This is a genomic window from Chryseobacterium paridis (genome assembly GCF_016595215.1).
Classification (GTDB): Bacteria; Bacteroidota; Bacteroidia; order Flavobacteriales; family Weeksellaceae; genus Chryseobacterium; species Chryseobacterium paridis.
The window spans coordinates 2,032,880-2,047,043 of sequence record NZ_JAENHK010000010.1; the positions used below are offsets into that span (position 1 = coordinate 2,032,880).

General features: G+C 34.2%; 15 protein-coding genes. 4 read left to right on the plus strand and 11 right to left on the minus strand.

Going from position 1 to position 14,164, the window contains the following annotated elements:
- Window positions 1-21: 21 nt before the first annotated feature.
- The gene (locus JHL15_RS18670; protein WP_200248227.1) at window positions 22-876 is read right to left on the minus strand and encodes an AraC family transcriptional regulator; all 855 of its coding nucleotides are present in this window, start codon (window positions 874-876) and stop codon (window positions 22-24) included.
- An 89-nt stretch (window positions 877-965) separates the two neighbouring features.
- Between JHL15_RS18670 and JHL15_RS18675 the strand changes: the two genes are divergently transcribed.
- Window positions 966-1,973: a zinc-dependent alcohol dehydrogenase family protein gene (locus JHL15_RS18675; RefSeq protein ID WP_200248229.1), complete on the plus strand. Its 1,008-nt coding sequence runs from the start codon at window positions 966-968 to the stop codon at window positions 1,971-1,973.
- 66 nt (window positions 1,974-2,039) lie between these two features.
- Window positions 2,040-2,477 (plus strand): GNAT family N-acetyltransferase, encoded by a 438-nt coding sequence (locus tag JHL15_RS18680; RefSeq protein WP_200248230.1) that lies wholly within the window; start codon window positions 2,040-2,042, stop codon window positions 2,475-2,477.
- A gap of 66 nt (window positions 2,478-2,543) precedes the next feature.
- Here the strand turns inward: JHL15_RS18680 and JHL15_RS18685 are convergent, their stop codons facing one another.
- From JHL15_RS18685 to panD, 3 genes are all read right to left on the minus strand, one after another.
- Window positions 2,544-3,119 (minus strand): TerD family protein, encoded by a 576-nt coding sequence (locus tag JHL15_RS18685; RefSeq protein ID WP_200248231.1) that lies wholly within the window; start codon window positions 3,117-3,119, stop codon window positions 2,544-2,546.
- Window positions 3,120-3,233: 114 nt separating this feature from the next.
- Entirely contained in the window at window positions 3,234-4,262 is a 1,029-nt protein-coding gene (locus tag JHL15_RS18690) for a lysylphosphatidylglycerol synthase transmembrane domain-containing protein (RefSeq protein ID WP_200248232.1), read from the minus strand.
- 3 nt (window positions 4,263-4,265) lie between these two features.
- Window positions 4,266-4,616, minus strand: coding sequence for an aspartate 1-decarboxylase (panD, locus tag JHL15_RS18695; protein ID WP_172280165.1), 351 nt, complete (start codon window positions 4,614-4,616; stop codon window positions 4,266-4,268).
- A gap of 397 nt (window positions 4,617-5,013) precedes the next feature.
- On the opposite strand from panD, the gene JHL15_RS18700 reads away from it, so the two are divergent.
- Entirely contained in the window at window positions 5,014-5,304 is a 291-nt protein-coding gene (locus tag JHL15_RS18700; protein WP_034682524.1) for an HU family DNA-binding protein, read from the plus strand.
- Window positions 5,305-5,512: 208 nt separating this feature from the next.
- Here JHL15_RS18700 and pdxH read toward each other — a convergent pair whose 3' ends face one another.
- Entirely contained in the window at window positions 5,513-6,154 is a 642-nt protein-coding gene (gene pdxH / locus JHL15_RS18705) for a pyridoxamine 5'-phosphate oxidase (RefSeq protein ID WP_200248233.1), read from the minus strand.
- A 24-nt stretch (window positions 6,155-6,178) separates the two neighbouring features.
- Here pdxH and JHL15_RS18710 point away from each other — a divergent pair, with 24 nt between their 5' ends.
- Complete coding sequence (locus tag JHL15_RS18710) at window positions 6,179-6,727, plus strand: YqgE/AlgH family protein (protein ID WP_200248234.1); 549 nt, start codon at window positions 6,179-6,181, stop codon at window positions 6,725-6,727.
- Window positions 6,728-7,048: 321 nt separating this feature from the next.
- Here the strand turns inward: JHL15_RS18710 and JHL15_RS18715 are convergent, their stop codons facing one another.
- From JHL15_RS18715 to JHL15_RS18740, 6 genes are all read right to left on the minus strand, one after another.
- Entirely contained in the window at window positions 7,049-7,858 is an 810-nt protein-coding gene (locus JHL15_RS18715) for an aminotransferase class IV (RefSeq protein WP_200248235.1), read from the minus strand.
- Between the two features lie 73 nt (window positions 7,859-7,931).
- Window positions 7,932-8,318 carry an START-like domain-containing protein gene (locus JHL15_RS18720; protein ID WP_172280173.1) on the minus strand — a complete coding sequence of 129 codons (387 nt, stop codon included), beginning with the start codon at window positions 8,316-8,318 and terminating at the stop codon, window positions 7,932-7,934.
- Between the two features lie 189 nt (window positions 8,319-8,507).
- The gene (locus JHL15_RS18725; RefSeq protein ID WP_394369202.1) at window positions 8,508-9,689 is read right to left on the minus strand and encodes an aspartate aminotransferase family protein; all 1,182 of its coding nucleotides are present in this window, start codon (window positions 9,687-9,689) and stop codon (window positions 8,508-8,510) included.
- Window positions 9,690-9,794: 105 nt separating this feature from the next.
- The gene (locus JHL15_RS18730; protein WP_200248236.1) at window positions 9,795-11,540 is read right to left on the minus strand and encodes an OstA-like protein; all 1,746 of its coding nucleotides are present in this window, start codon (window positions 11,538-11,540) and stop codon (window positions 9,795-9,797) included.
- A 3-nt stretch (window positions 11,541-11,543) separates the two neighbouring features.
- Window positions 11,544-12,017 carry a Fur family transcriptional regulator gene (locus tag JHL15_RS18735; protein ID WP_089027587.1) on the minus strand — a complete coding sequence of 158 codons (474 nt, stop codon included), beginning with the start codon at window positions 12,015-12,017 and terminating at the stop codon, window positions 11,544-11,546.
- Window positions 12,018-12,082: 65 nt separating this feature from the next.
- Window positions 12,083-14,074 carry a KUP/HAK/KT family potassium transporter gene (locus JHL15_RS18740; protein ID WP_200248237.1) on the minus strand — a complete coding sequence of 664 codons (1,992 nt, stop codon included), beginning with the start codon at window positions 14,072-14,074 and terminating at the stop codon, window positions 12,083-12,085.
- Window positions 14,075-14,164 lie beyond the last annotated feature (90 nt).

Sequence of the window (14,164 nt, forward strand, 5' to 3'; positions counted from 1 at the left end):
TCTTTCAACAAAACATTTATCCTACGCCTTTGTTGTATTCACATAGTTTTTGCGAAATTCAGTTGGATTATTTCCGGTATGCTTTTTAAAGGCCTTGCTCAAATGACTTTTATCTGTAAAACCGAATTCATAAGCAATTTCAGAAATACGCATTGTACTATGAAGAAGTTTATTTTCAACCTGTTTGAGTTTATAATCCATTATATAATCCTGAAACCCCACTCCTGTATGATGCTTGAAATACCGACCAAGATAAGCTTCTGCTATCCCAAAGGTATTACCGATATGTTCAGCTTTAAGTTTATCCGGATCTGAAATATTCCTTTGAATGTAATTTAAGATATCAAGAGCTTTACTATCACTATTCTCATCCATCTTCTCTGGTAAAGTAAGTGAAATATTCCTCGATACAATAACCAATAAGGTATTGATATATTGGTCAATCACTTCCTTATGAAACAAATCTTTTCTTTCATGTTCATTGATAATAAAATGCATTAACGACTGAATGATATGCTTATCATCTTCCCGTTTTAAAATACAGCCAGATTGTTTACTCACATTTCGCAGGATCATTTCAAGTCTGTTGATCAAATCTTTCGTAGCAGTATTGGTTTTCAAGTAAGCAGCATTGAACCGGATAAAAAAGAACTGGCTTATTGCTTTGATTTCAAAAGTATGATGATCCTGAGGAGCCAATAGAAAAAGATGTCCTGGCTTATAATCAAATCGGTCTCCATTTATATTCTGAAATCCACTGCCTTTCATCACATAGACAAATTCAAAAAAAGTATGCGTATGAATACCTCGCGGGCACTCATCAATCATATCAGTTATTGCAAGCTCATAAGGCTCATATAGATTGTCCGTTTTCATGGAGCAAAGGTACAACTAATTGTAAATATTATACACTAAAACAAATCATACAGATGTATAATTTTGTCTATCATTAAAAAAAAGAAAAAATGACTACAGAAAAAATACAGACAACTACCGCTATGGTTTTAGAACAGATTGGAGGAAACTTTATCAAGAAAACAATTGATCTTCCTACCATAGAATCCAATCAGGTTAAAATAGAGATTTATGCCAGCGGGATCAATCCTTTAGATACCAAAATATGGTTGGGTCAGGCAGAACATGCAAAACAACTTTTACCTGCCGTTTTAGGTATGGATCTGGCTGGAAAGGTTGTTGAAAAAGGAAATAACGTGACAAGATTTGAGATTGGAGATGAAGTTTTCGGGCTTGCAGGTGGCGTAGGTGGCAACCAGGGGACACTTGCCCGGTTTATAGTGGTAGATGAGGATCTCTTAGCCAAAAAACCTATTAATATGAATATGGTAGAGACTGCAGCGTTACCATTAATTTTCATTACTGCCTGGGAAGGTTTGGTAGATCGGGCGAAGGTGGATCAAAATAAAACCGTTTTTATACAGGCAGGAGCAGGAGGAGTTGGCCACATGGCTATACAAATTGCGAAAGCATTTAGAGCAACTGTATATGCAACCGCATTTGAAAAAGATTATGATTTAATACGCAGTTATGGCGCCACCCCAATTTCTTTTGCTGAAATGGAATCAGGATCTTACATAGATACCTATACGAATGGTAAGGGTTTTGACATTGTATTTGATACACTTGGTGGAACCTTCCTTGATGCAGCATTTAAGGCTGTTAAAATTTACACCGGGCATGTGGTAACCTCTTTAGGATGGGGAACCCACGCATTAGCCCCTCTCTCATTTAGAGGAGCAACTTATTCCGGTGTATTTACCTTACTCCCTTTAATTACTGGAAAAGGTAAAGCGCACCATGGAGATATTCTCAGTGAAGCTACCAGACTTGTTGAAAGTGGAAAACTTAATGTACGTCTTCATCCGGGAGATTACAATTTTGACAATATCGACGAAGCTCATTCAATAGTAAGACAAGGTAAAGCAAAAGGTAAAGTGGTTGTTCATATCAAGTAAAGTCAAACAACGTGTTCTTTCCATATTTAATTTAATATATTAGTTTATGAAAAGGATTACTATATAATGAACTTTAAATTACAATACAGACAAGCTCAGGAAAATGATATTGATTTCTTACTCGATCTAAGGATAAGAACTATGACCGAACATTATATCAATTCTAATCTCCCTATAACAGAAGAGTCTGCATTACAAAGGGTGCTGTATCAATTTGAAAAAGCTCATATTATAATTGTAGGTGATCAACCTATTGGATTATTAAAAATAGACAGAACAGATGAAAATATAGATGTGCTGCAGCTTCAGATCAACCCAGATCAACAAGGTAGAGGAATTGGAAAATCTATTTTGGAAGATATCATTCATGAAGCCAAAGCAGCTCAGAAAACAGTCTCTTTAAGTGTATTAAAAGTCAATAGAGCACAGAAACTTTATACCACCTTAGGTTTTAAAATTATTGATGAAGACCAAAATTCTTTCATGATGAAATTTTCTAAATAGAAAAAGTATGCTTTGCAGCATACTTTTTATTTATTAGTCGAAGATGAAAATGCATGAAAGCAATTATCATTTAATGATCTGTCCTTTATAATATTTTTCCAAAAAGAAAGATAGATCCGCCCTGTATCCTATTCCTGAAGCTTCAAATTTCCAGCTTCCATTTCGTTTATACAATCTTCCAAACTCTATTCCTGTTTCTATGGAGAAATCTTCATCCAGTTCATATTTAGCTATTTCCTGATTGCTGTTATTATCGATAATCCTTATATAAGAATTTCTTACCTGTCCAAAGTTCTGTTTTCTCCTTTCAAAATCCTCAATAGTTACAACAAAAAGAATTTCTTCTACTCTTTCATCTACTTTTTCCAGATCAATGATAATAGATTCATCATCGTCACCATCACTGTTCTTACCACTCGGATCATCTCCTGTATGAGTCAGCGCTCCATCCGGAGAATTAAGGTTATTATAAAATACAAAATAGTCCTCACTAACCAGCTTTCTCTCTAAATCAATCATAATTGCAGAGGCATCAAGATCAAAATCATATCCTCTCCCATCATTAGGATCCCATCCTAAACCGATGGTCATTTTCGTAAGTCCTAAATCTATTCTCTGTCCTTTCTGTAGGTTAATTGCCATAGTAATTTCTTATATATCTAAAGATAAATTCGATTTCTGAATTATCCAAATATTTTAATAAAAAAGCCTGATCAAATTCGATCAGGCATATATTAACTAAAGGTAGGTCTTTTTCTAACTTTTAATCTCACCGTGGCTCATCCTGTTATTTCTTGCTTTTGCAAGCATAGGAATAGAAATCAATCCCATTACAAGCATAATAACAATCTGAAGTGGTAAGGAAATAAAGGAATAAGTAAGCCCCATTTCACCTCCTAATTCCGCGCTTTTACCCATAGAGATAAACAAGGCCATAAAACCAAATTTCATTGCTAAATTAAAGGCTCCTATCCCTCCACTTGCAGGAATAATCATACCCAATGTTCCTACAACGATAATGAAAAAACCATCTGCTATTGTAAAATCTGAAGTTTCCGGAAGTGCAAAACATACAAGATAGGCTGCAAAATAATAGGATATCCATATTCCTATTGTATATATGATGAACTTGCCTTTTTGCTTTAGTTTAAAAATTGACGTAATCCCTAAAAATATCCCATCAATAAATCCAATAACTTTCCCTAAAAATGGAACAGCAATTAATTTCTTTTTAAGTGCAAAAAAAAGTATTGTCCCTATTGCAAGTATTAGAAAACCTATCAGAATCTTATTAGGATTGATATTAACTCCAGAGTTTTCATAAAAAGATAAAATAGCTTTATACTTAAAAATCAGCGTTAATCCTAAAAACCCTAACATACAGATAAGATCTACTACTCTTTCCAAAATAATAGTTCCAAAGGATTTATCTACAGGAACTCCTTCTACTCCATATAATGCCGTAGCTCTTGCCACTTCACCACTCCTTGGAATCGTAAGATTCATCAGGTATCCAAAAGAAATAGACCATAGTGAGTTGGAGTTTGAGATCTGATGTCCCATTGGTTCTAATAAAAGATTCCAGCGGATAGCACGGAACCAATACGCCAGCATTCCGAAAACAGAAGCAAACAAAACCCACAGGTAATTTGCTTTAGCCAATGATTTTTGTATTACTTTAAAATCAAGCCCTCTTAAAGCGAGCCATAGAAAAAAGCCTGCAAAAGCAAGCGAAATTACGATCGTAATTATTGACTTTAAAGGATTCGTTTGTTTTTTCTCCATGAATTAGGTAAGAAGGTTTGTTTTTTCATCCGGGAAAACTATTTTCGGCTGGAAACTCTTTGCTTCTTCTGGAGTCATCTGTGCATAAGCGATAATGATAATGATATCATCTTTCTGAACCTTTCTTGCGGCAGGCCCATTTAAACAAACTTCACCAGACTTTCTCTTACCTTTTATGATATACGTATCGAAACGCTCACCATTATTTACGTTAACGATATAAACTCTCTCACCTACTACCAATCCGGCAGCTTCTATAAGATCTTCATCTATCGTTATACTTCCAATATAATTAAGGTCCGAGGCTGTAACTCTTACCCTATGAATCTTTGACTTGAAAACTTCTATTAACATGTTGCAAATTTATTAATAAAAATTTATAATTTGAAGTTTAAAAGTATTTTAAAAGCATCAGATACACAGGTATTTAATTTTTTTAAAATTAAAATATTTGGATTTTACTTACTAAATCTACAATCATATCGCTAAATACATTAATACTTAATACGAATTTAGGATTTAATAAATATAGAAAATAATATTTGATTTTAGCTAAAGTCAATACACATAAGCATTTGGCATGATTTTAGTAACGGGTAACGTAGATTTTTGGTGAAAAAGTGAATTATCATATTTTGATGTTTTTTCATCAAAATCAAAAAAATAACACAATATTTAATTAAAAAATTGCACAATTAGAAAATAGTATTATATTTGCTATAATTACGAACCAACTTTAATATTAAAAATTATGAACAAGTCTGAATTAATCGACGCAATCGCAAAAGATGCAGGAATTACAAAAGTTGCAGCAAAGTCTGCTCTTGAATCTTTTATTTCTAACGTAACAACTACTTTAAAGAAAAAAGACGGAAAAGTTTCTTTAGTAGGATTCGGTACTTTCTCAGTAGCTGAGAGAGCTGCTAGACAAGGTATCAACCCTGCAACTAAAAAACCAATTAAAATTGCTGCTAAAAAAGTTGCTAAATTCAAAGCTGGAGCTGATCTATCTACTGCAGTTTCTGGAGCTAAGAAAAAATAATCATTCAGATTACAAAATTCAAACCTCATCTTTTGATGAGGTTTTTTTATATCTATACTTTAAAAGCCGCCATTAATCCTTACAATTTCCACACTAAAGGTTCATAAGAAATAGCATAAATTATTCTAATTCATAAAACCTAATTGCAGCCAATTTAACATTCTCGTTTTTTTAACAATAAACCATTATGAGTTGATTTTATTCTTTCCTATGGAGCAAGACGAGATATTTTCCAATCAAGATCTTCTAATTGATAAATAAGCCTGTCATGAAGCCTATTGGGCCTGCCTTGCCAGAATTCTATTTCGTAAGGCTTTGCAATATATCCACCCCAGTTTTCAGGTCTTGGGATTTCATCGGATTCAAATTGCTTTTCCAGCTCTTTTAATTTTTCTTCCAGAAATTCTCTATTGGGAATTACCTGACTTTGTGGAGAAACCACAGCTCCAAGCTGGCTTCCTTTTGGTCTTGAATGAAAATACCCGTCGCTCAAATTACCAGCAATCTTTTCTAAATCTGCTTTTATGATGATTTGTCTTTCGAGCATAGGCCAGAAAAAATGAAGACAGGCTTTATGATTCTTTTCAATAGCCTTTCCTTTTCTACTGTCGTAGTTGGTATAAAAAATAAATCCCTCGTGCGTATACGCCTTTAATAAGACCATTCTTGTTCTGGGGCAACCATCTTCTTCCAGTGTTGAAATTGCCATGGCATTTGCCTCAGAAATACCTGGATTCTCTGATGCTTCCAAAAACCAATCTCTAAATTGTTCAATAGGATTTTGTTTTATCTCACTTTCAATAAGTTGGGATTTCTCATACACTTTTCTCTTATCGTGAAGGTTTTCCATAAATATTTTTTATTAAATTTGAGTATGCATTACTCATACAAAGGTAAAATATTAATTTCCACACCTGATATTTCCGGAGATATTTTTTCCAGATCAGTAGTCCTCATCGTAGAACATAACGAAAGTGGCGCATTTGGTTTAATATTAAACAAGAAGAATAATCAGATGAGTGGCAAGTTCAAAAATTTCTTCGATTTTAAAATTGAAGTATATGACGGCGGTCCCGTAGAAAACGAAAAGATATTCTTTATTGTAAAAGGTAAGAAGGTGACAGAGATCTATACTGATATTTCTGAAGGATTTTATCTGACAGAGGATATTGAAAATATCATCAGCTCTGTTCTCAGTGGTGAACTTCTTATCGATAATGTAAAAATCTTTTCAGGATATTCTGGCTGGACAGCTAATCAATTAGATGATGAAGTACAGAGAAAAATGTGGACCGTAGTAGATATTTATAACCTGGACTACACTTTACCAAACGATCAGACATTATGGAAATCCATCATGCAGAATCTTGGAGGTGAATATTTACTTTGGGCCAATTCCCCGGAAGACATTTCTCTAAACTAATCCCTTATTATTCAAAACCATAGCATCAAAAAAATTAACAAATTTTAAGCATGCTTTAACCAATTTTTAACAAAGAATTCACGTTCTTTGAATAACTAAAAAGTTACTGAAATGAAAGTCTTAAATCAACTTATCTTATTTTTCTTTCCGGATGTATTTTTAACTCTGAAACCTATAAAGGTGAAACGAGACAAGAAATAAATATTGTAGTAAATTTTCGAGTTTATCTCAACAAATTTTAAAAAATACAATTTCTGATTTATTCAGAATAAAACCCGGTAAAGGACTTTGGAACTTTTGTTGTTTACCGGGTTTGTCAATTTAAAAACTTTCTTTCCATTTTCCCACCAGTTCTAAAAAGCGGGAACTTTCAAAAGTCTTATTTCTTATCTTTCCTACAGAAAACATGCCTTTTTCATCTGAAATCATTAAAATTTCTTCAGCTTTTTGAGATTCAAAAGCAATAATTTCATGTTCCTGAATATCTGCAAGGTTATTTTTATGTAAAAAAGTAACAAAATTTTCCATCAAAGGAGAGATGTAAGCACCTTCAGATTGTTTTGGAATTTTAATCACATTGCCTTCTAAAAACAAAAGATTTCCAGAAGTGGATCTTGCGATCCTTTTATTAGGATTAAGCAGGATAACATCATCTAAATCATTTTCCTGAGCGTAAATTTGTCCATAGATATTCTCAGGGCAATGAACTCTGATGTTGCTTAATAAATTGTTGTTTACATTGATTTCTTTGGTCAGGTCCAATTCAAGAGGTCTTGTATGAAGAGCCAATACATCATCCTTTTCATCCACTTCGTAAAAATAGGAGATTGATGATTTTGACAATGTCACTCCATCTGAATTTCTAAAAACCTGAAAATTAATGATCCCATTTTCTATGCCTTTTCCTTCAATCACCTCTCTTTGAAAAAGGGATTGAAAAAATTCAAGGGTATAAGTCAGAGGAATGTTCATTCTCATCTTTCTCATAGATGCCATTAAAAAGAAATAGCATTCTTCATCCATGATAAGTTGAGCTTTCCGTATAAAAAAAGAAACCTTTACAGCATCTCCTATCAGAAATGCTCTGTTCTTCACATTCAATTCGTCTGATGTAAAATATTGATTTTCCAATGTCTGATTTATTTATAAAAAAATAATGAACGATAAATCGTTCATCAGTTTTACCATTTTATACAGCCTATCATTAAGCTGCACCTAGTTTTATTCTTAGATTTTCTATAAGATTCTCCCAATACATTGCATTTTCCTCTTCATCTCCTTCTTCACAAAAGTCTGTAATATTTAAAGCTAAATCTTCAGTAATATCATCAATTGTGATCGTCATCTCAAAGAAATTCTTTGTCCCTTCATCTTCTTCCCATCTGAAACGCACGAAACCTTCTGGCTTATATCTAATCAAAGTGGCCTTTTCAGCAGGGCCTCCACCCCAGCTAAAAAAGAAGTCATCTCCTTTCTCTACTACCTCATCCGCAAACCATTCAGATAATCCTTCTGCAGTCGCCAGATACTCATATAAAATCTCTGAAAGACAGTGCATTGGAAATTCGTAATGGACTTTAAGTTTCGCCATATAATCTTTGTTTTATCGTCCCGCAATATATAAATTAATTTTTTTATTACACAAAAATGTATTTACTTTTTTATACAATCTGCATGATATTTGTCACTGATCACTTCTCAAAATCAAACAGAGTTTTAAAAGCAAAATATGTGATGCTGAGCATAAAAAAATCTCTTCTTTTTAAGAAGAGATTTATATTTAATTTTCGTTCAAAACTTCAAGAATAATCTGGCATCCTTCTCTAATTTCATCAAGAGATAACGTTAATGGTGGTGAAATTCTCAAATACTCATTTCTGTATAATTGCCAAAATACCACAAGCCCCTTTTCCATACATTTTTTGGCGACATTTAAGGTATATTCCGGACTTCCTAAGTTCACTGCAAGCATCAATCCTCGTCCATTTACATTTTTGATCTTAGGATGCACCAATAGCTCCCTAAAAAGCTTTTCTTTCTCATCAACCTCGTCCATCAAACCACTTTCTAAAACTTCTTTCAATGTGGCATAACTGGCAGCAGCAATCAATGGGTTTCCTCCGAAAGTAGTAATATGTCCTAATTTTGGTGAATGAGACAAAGAACTCATAATTTCCTTAGAGCTCATAAAAGCCCCTACGGGAACTCCTCCTCCCATTCCTTTTCCCATAACCAGAATATCCGGAACAATTCCATAGTGCTCAAATGAAAACAACTTTCCTGTTCTTCCAAATCCAGGCTGGATCTCATCCAGAATAAGCAAAGCTCCGACTTCCTCACATCTTTTTTTCAGATTCCTCAAATAGTCATTTTGCGGAACTAAAAATCCAGCCGCTCCCTGAATGGTTTCAAGAATAACACAAGCTGTTTTTTCCGTGATTTTATCTAATTCTTTTTCATTATTGAATTCTATAAATGACACCATAGGTAACAAGGGACGAAATTCCCTTTTATGATATTCATTCCCAGAAACACTCAAAGCTCCATGGGTATTTCCATGATAAGAATCTTTAAAAGAAATGATCTCCTCTCGTCCTGTGTATCTTTTAGCTAATTTCAAACTTCCATCGATAGCTTCTGCTCCACTATTAACTAAATAAGTAATTTCTAGAGGATTCGGAGTAGCTTCTGCCAGTAATTTACATAAGGCTACAGGTTTATCCTGTGCATATTCTCCATATACCATGACATGAAGATATTTATCAGCCTGTTCTTTGATTGCACTTACTATTTTCGGATGAGAGTGCCCTAATGTATTAGCAGAAACCCCTGCTACAAAATCAAGGTATTTCTTCCCATCTGTTCCGAAAATATAACTACCCTCTGCTCTTTCTACTTCGAATCCTGCAGCAAATTGAGTAGTCTGTGCCTGATAAGTAAAGAAATCTTTCTGCAATTCCATTTCAATAAAAATTTTAGCAAAGCTAAAAAACATTCAGTAAACACCGAAATTATCAAGACACAAAAAAGACCAACTTTCTGGTTGGTCTTTTATTTTATCTAAAGATTATTTTCTTACTCTTTTCGGCTTTTTAGCTTCCTCTTTTGCCTTTTCTTTATCAATAGCCTCTTTTGCCTGGTCATACAATTTATTATCAGCTTCATACTTGATCTCTTCATATCCTGGTGTATCTACAAGTATATCCTGCCATTTCCGAATCCTGTCTTTTGTATTCCAGTTAAAGTCTGCAAACTTTCGCCTGGCAGGTTCAATTTTACTCATCGGATAAGTATCTGAATTTGCTCCAATATTACAGGAAACAATCTGAAGCACTCTGTTTTCAAACATGGCATCAATAATTCCACATGAAGTAAGTGTAATCCCAATCCTTTCATTTTGTTTCGTCTTTTCATTAAAATCATCTGCATAACTTATAGACTGGGCATTTCCTATTACCTTCGTTTCTCTGACTTCACTCTTTTCATAATAGACGGTCATCAGCTTTCCTTTCACCTGATTGAATTCATCTTTAAGATTCAATGAATCAACTTTGCTGATTGCGAATGCATTTCCTATTACTTTTAAAGAATCCAGATCTTCTGTGGTTGTATTAAAATAAGCTTCAATCTTATCTCCTGTTACCTGTTTTTCTCCGCTCCATAGAATAGGTGCTGTATACATATGCATGATTCCATCCGTTTCATTAAATGCAATGGAATCTGCTCTTCCCTGAGCATTGGATTTATAAAATCTTCCTTTTCTGAAAGCTCTTAAAAAGCTCTTTTTCTTAGTAACATCTGTTTCATCAGGTTTCTGATAAGAAACAATTTTTTCCGCAGCAAAATAGATAGAATCTTTCTCAAGAATTTTTACAGCATACGGACCTTTAGTAATCATAGAAGAATCTTTCTTTTGAAAAATTTCTCCATAACCTCCTATCACATATCTTTTTTCTTTGGGATCATCCAGCTTCACATTTCCTGTAGCAGTACCAAAACCAGTTAGCTGGTTAAAGTACATGTCGTCGCCGGTAAGTATCTTATCATTATAGTGTATCCTTGAATTCTTATTAAGATAAGCCTCTTTAGAATTCATTTTATAAGTACCACGTTCGGTATAAATATAATTTTTAGGATTGACACGATTTGTTATGGTAGTTGGGCCAAAGAATTCTGCAACTTTCGTATTTTGATTTTGTTTGATATTGGGACCTTCAATTACATAATCCGGTGTATCTATCTTTACGTTACCTACAAAGTCGATCAATTTGGTATCAAGAAAGTAGGTGGCAGATTTCGTATACATTACATTCTGACCATCAGAAATCGTTCCTCCGGTATTAAAATAGGCAAGATTAGCAAGCTTATCATAGTACAGGATATCCGTTCTGATTGTCTGCTTGGGATCTGTAAGTACCACATTCTTTCTGGCAACTCCCTTCTGAGTATTACCATCATACTCCATCTCTCCAGCTGTAATGACAGAACCATCTGTATTTTGAAGTCTGGTATTCCCTATTGCCTTTGCAAAGTTTTCTTCACTGTATAGCACTACTTCGTCAGCAGTAAGAATAGAGCCTTGATTCTCAATTTTCACATTACCTTCAAGATATTGGTTCCCATCATATTTTGCTGGGTCTTTTTTGACAAAATCTGCATGGATAATTTTTATTTTATCCTCGGGTCTCGCTTGCTGTGGGGGTGCATTTTTTACAGGGACTTTTAGATAAGGATCCCTTTGCGCAGGTTTTTGTTGATCTTGCGCAAAACTAAATGTAGAAACAAAAAATACCAGAAAAAGAATCAGTCTCATTGATTAGTCATTCTTAATGCCATAAAAATATAGCGAATGAGAATCAATTTTTACGCCAAAAGCGTCTTCAATTGCTTCTTTGATCCCTTGAATTCTAGGGTCACAAAACTCGATAATTTCTTCGATCTCTTTATCAGAATCTTTTTTATAGATCACCAAATGATCATGTTGCTTATCAAAATAAGACTTCTCATAAGATGAAGACGTTAATGTTTTTTCTCCAAACTGATGTTTACGAATCAGCCCGGCATCAAGAAAAATCTCGATTGTATTGTAAATCGTTGCTTTAGAAACATGATATTTCTTCTGCATCATTAAAAGATATAGATCGTCCACATTGAAATGATGATCCATATTATAGATCTCTTCCAATATGGTGTATCTCTCAGGAGTGTTTCGGAAACCTTTTTCTAATAAGTAGTTTCTCAAAACATCTTTGATAAGAGCTATATTTTTTTCTTTTTGTATAGTATCCATTAAAATAATTATCTACAAATTTATTAATTTTTATTTAAATAGATAGTATGCTTACTGAGTGAAGCTTAGAAGTTATGACGCAAAAATCCGGCTTGTTCTATTTTTTTATCATATAATGTTTCCTCAGTAATCGGTGCAGATTCTACTACAACATTGTGAGAAGTAACTCCCCATGCCTTAAAGTCATCACTTCCGATATACTTCACAAAATTGTAAATATTAAGTATAATCTTCTGTTTCACAGTTAAAAGTATATCGTTGATATACGTATTATCTATAATCACATACTTAAGATCTGGCGGAATATTATGAGCTCTAAGCGATGGGTGACTGCTTCTTGATGGAATGGTTCCGTCTGCCATAAGATCTTTTAAGACCATACCAAAATAATCATTGATTCTGCGGTCTACTTTAAACCCTAAAAGGAAATTAACTTTAAAAACGGTTCCCGGTAATATTTCGTCTACAGTATATTTGAAAGTATATGGATCTTCCTGATTGACGATACTTAAAACAAAGTAGTGGTCAGCTCGTTTTGGCTGCTTTTTAATAATTGAATAAATGATTTTAGATTCTACTTCGTCATTTCTTTTGGCTCGGCTTAAGTAAGCAAGATTAGTAGCATACTTAGGAATACTTTCATCCAGCTTCATGTCTTTAATAATCGACACATATTTATCGATCTTGACGTATTGTATAAAATTGGCCTTGATTAATCTTCCGTTATACCAGGCGTACATACAAACCATTATAAATCCACCCAATACCATTGTTAACCAACCTCCATCAACAAACTTGATTACATTCGCATAGAAGAACCCTGATTCAAGGAAAAGATACACCGCACCAAATCCTATGATAAAGAATTTACTAACCCGTGTTCGACTGAGCCAGAACAGTAGCAAGATAGTTGTCATCAACATCGTTATGGTTATCGTTAAACCATAAGCCGCCTCCATTCGTTCAGATTTCTTGAAGAATATCACTACTACAAAACAGAATGCCATCAATCCCCAGTTTACACCAGGAATATACATTTGTCCTTTTATCCCTGAGGGGTATTCGATATGTTGATTAGGCCAGAATGAAACAGACATCGCTTCTGAGAACATCGTAAATGATCCGGTAATTACAGCCTGGCTGGCAATAATTGCCGCTGCTGTTGCAAGAATAACACCAGGTAGAACAGCCCATTGCGGCATAATTCCAAAGAATGGATTCACTCCATTGAATACCTGATGATAATTATCTAATAACCAAGCTCCCTGTCCTAAATAATTAAGAATAAGCATCAGCTTAACAAAAACCCAACTTATTCTAATATTTTTAGCCCCACAGTGTCCTAAATCGGAATATAAGGCTTCAGCTCCGGTTGTACAAAGAAAAACAGCTCCCATGATTACAATAGCACTTGGAGAGTGTGTAATAAGATTGTAGGCATATATCGGGTTAAATGCTCTTACAATTTCGATGTGATCAAAAAGATGGATTGATCCGAAAACTCCTAAAGCCAGGAACCAGGTTACCATAACCGGTCCGAAGAATTTCCCGATAGAGGCAGTTCCAAACTGTTGTACCACAAAAACTACAAACAGGATGACCAGGGTAATAAGAACTACGGGTGTCTCGGGATTATATATTTTCAACCCTTCAATAGCAGACATAACCGTTAGTGAAGGAGTAATTACACTATCTGCAACTAGTGTTGCCGCTCCTATAATGGCGACCACATAGAGCCATTTCTTCTTGAGCTTCTTTACCAGTGAATAAAGTGCAAGGATTCCTCCCTCTCCTTTATTATCTGCTCTTAAAGCAATAATCACATACTTTATAGTAGTTTGAAGGGTCAATGTCCAGATGATACATGATAATGCACCTTCAATATATTCATCGAATGGCATTGCTGCACCATCTTTTCGGGCATTCACAATTGCTTTCATTACGTACAATGGTGACGTTCCAATATCCCCAAAAACAATTCCGAGGGATACAATAACCCCTACAAATGAAAGTTTCTTTAGGTCAAAATGATGACCACCCTCTGTAACTTCTGACATATCAGCTAATTTTAAAAGCGCAAATCTACACTAATTTTATGACGTCATGAACTTTTCTTCATGCATAGAATAAATGAAAAAACTTCCTTT

What these genes read in the sequence shown, in the direction of transcription:
- JHL15_RS18700 (WP_034682524.1), top strand. Translation starts at nt 5,014, where the DNA reads ATGAACAAGTCTGAATTAATCGACGCAATCGCAAAAGATGCAGGAATT.
- pdxH (WP_200248233.1), bottom strand. Translation starts at nt 6,154, where the DNA reads ATGGAAAACCTTCACGATAAGAGAAAAGTGTATGAGAAATCCCAACTT.
- JHL15_RS18710 (WP_200248234.1), top strand. Translation starts at nt 6,179, where the DNA reads ATGCATTACTCATACAAAGGTAAAATATTAATTTCCACACCTGATATT.
- JHL15_RS18670 (WP_200248227.1), bottom strand. Translation starts at nt 876, where the DNA reads ATGAAAACGGACAATCTATATGAGCCTTATGAGCTTGCAATAACTGAT.
- panD (WP_172280165.1), bottom strand. Translation starts at nt 4,616, where the DNA reads ATGTTAATAGAAGTTTTCAAGTCAAAGATTCATAGGGTAAGAGTTACA.
- JHL15_RS18675 (WP_200248229.1), top strand. Translation starts at nt 966, where the DNA reads ATGACTACAGAAAAAATACAGACAACTACCGCTATGGTTTTAGAACAG.
- JHL15_RS18720 (WP_172280173.1), bottom strand. Translation starts at nt 8,318, where the DNA reads ATGGCGAAACTTAAAGTCCATTACGAATTTCCAATGCACTGTCTTTCA.
- JHL15_RS18680 (WP_200248230.1), top strand. Translation starts at nt 2,040, where the DNA reads ATGAACTTTAAATTACAATACAGACAAGCTCAGGAAAATGATATTGAT.
- JHL15_RS18685 (WP_200248231.1), bottom strand. Translation starts at nt 3,119, where the DNA reads ATGGCAATTAACCTACAGAAAGGACAGAGAATAGATTTAGGACTTACG.
- JHL15_RS18690 (WP_200248232.1), bottom strand. Translation starts at nt 4,262, where the DNA reads ATGGAGAAAAAACAAACGAATCCTTTAAAGTCAATAATTACGATCGTA.
- JHL15_RS18740 (WP_200248237.1), bottom strand. Translation starts at nt 14,074, where the DNA reads ATGTCAGAAGTTACAGAGGGTGGTCATCATTTTGACCTAAAGAAACTT.
- JHL15_RS18725 (WP_394369202.1), bottom strand. Translation starts at nt 9,689, where the DNA reads ATGGAATTGCAGAAAGATTTCTTTACTTATCAGGCACAGACTACTCAA.
- JHL15_RS18735 (WP_089027587.1), bottom strand. Translation starts at nt 12,017, where the DNA reads ATGGATACTATACAAAAAGAAAAAAATATAGCTCTTATCAAAGATGTT.
- JHL15_RS18730 (WP_200248236.1), bottom strand. Translation starts at nt 11,540, where the DNA reads ATGAGACTGATTCTTTTTCTGGTATTTTTTGTTTCTACATTTAGTTTT.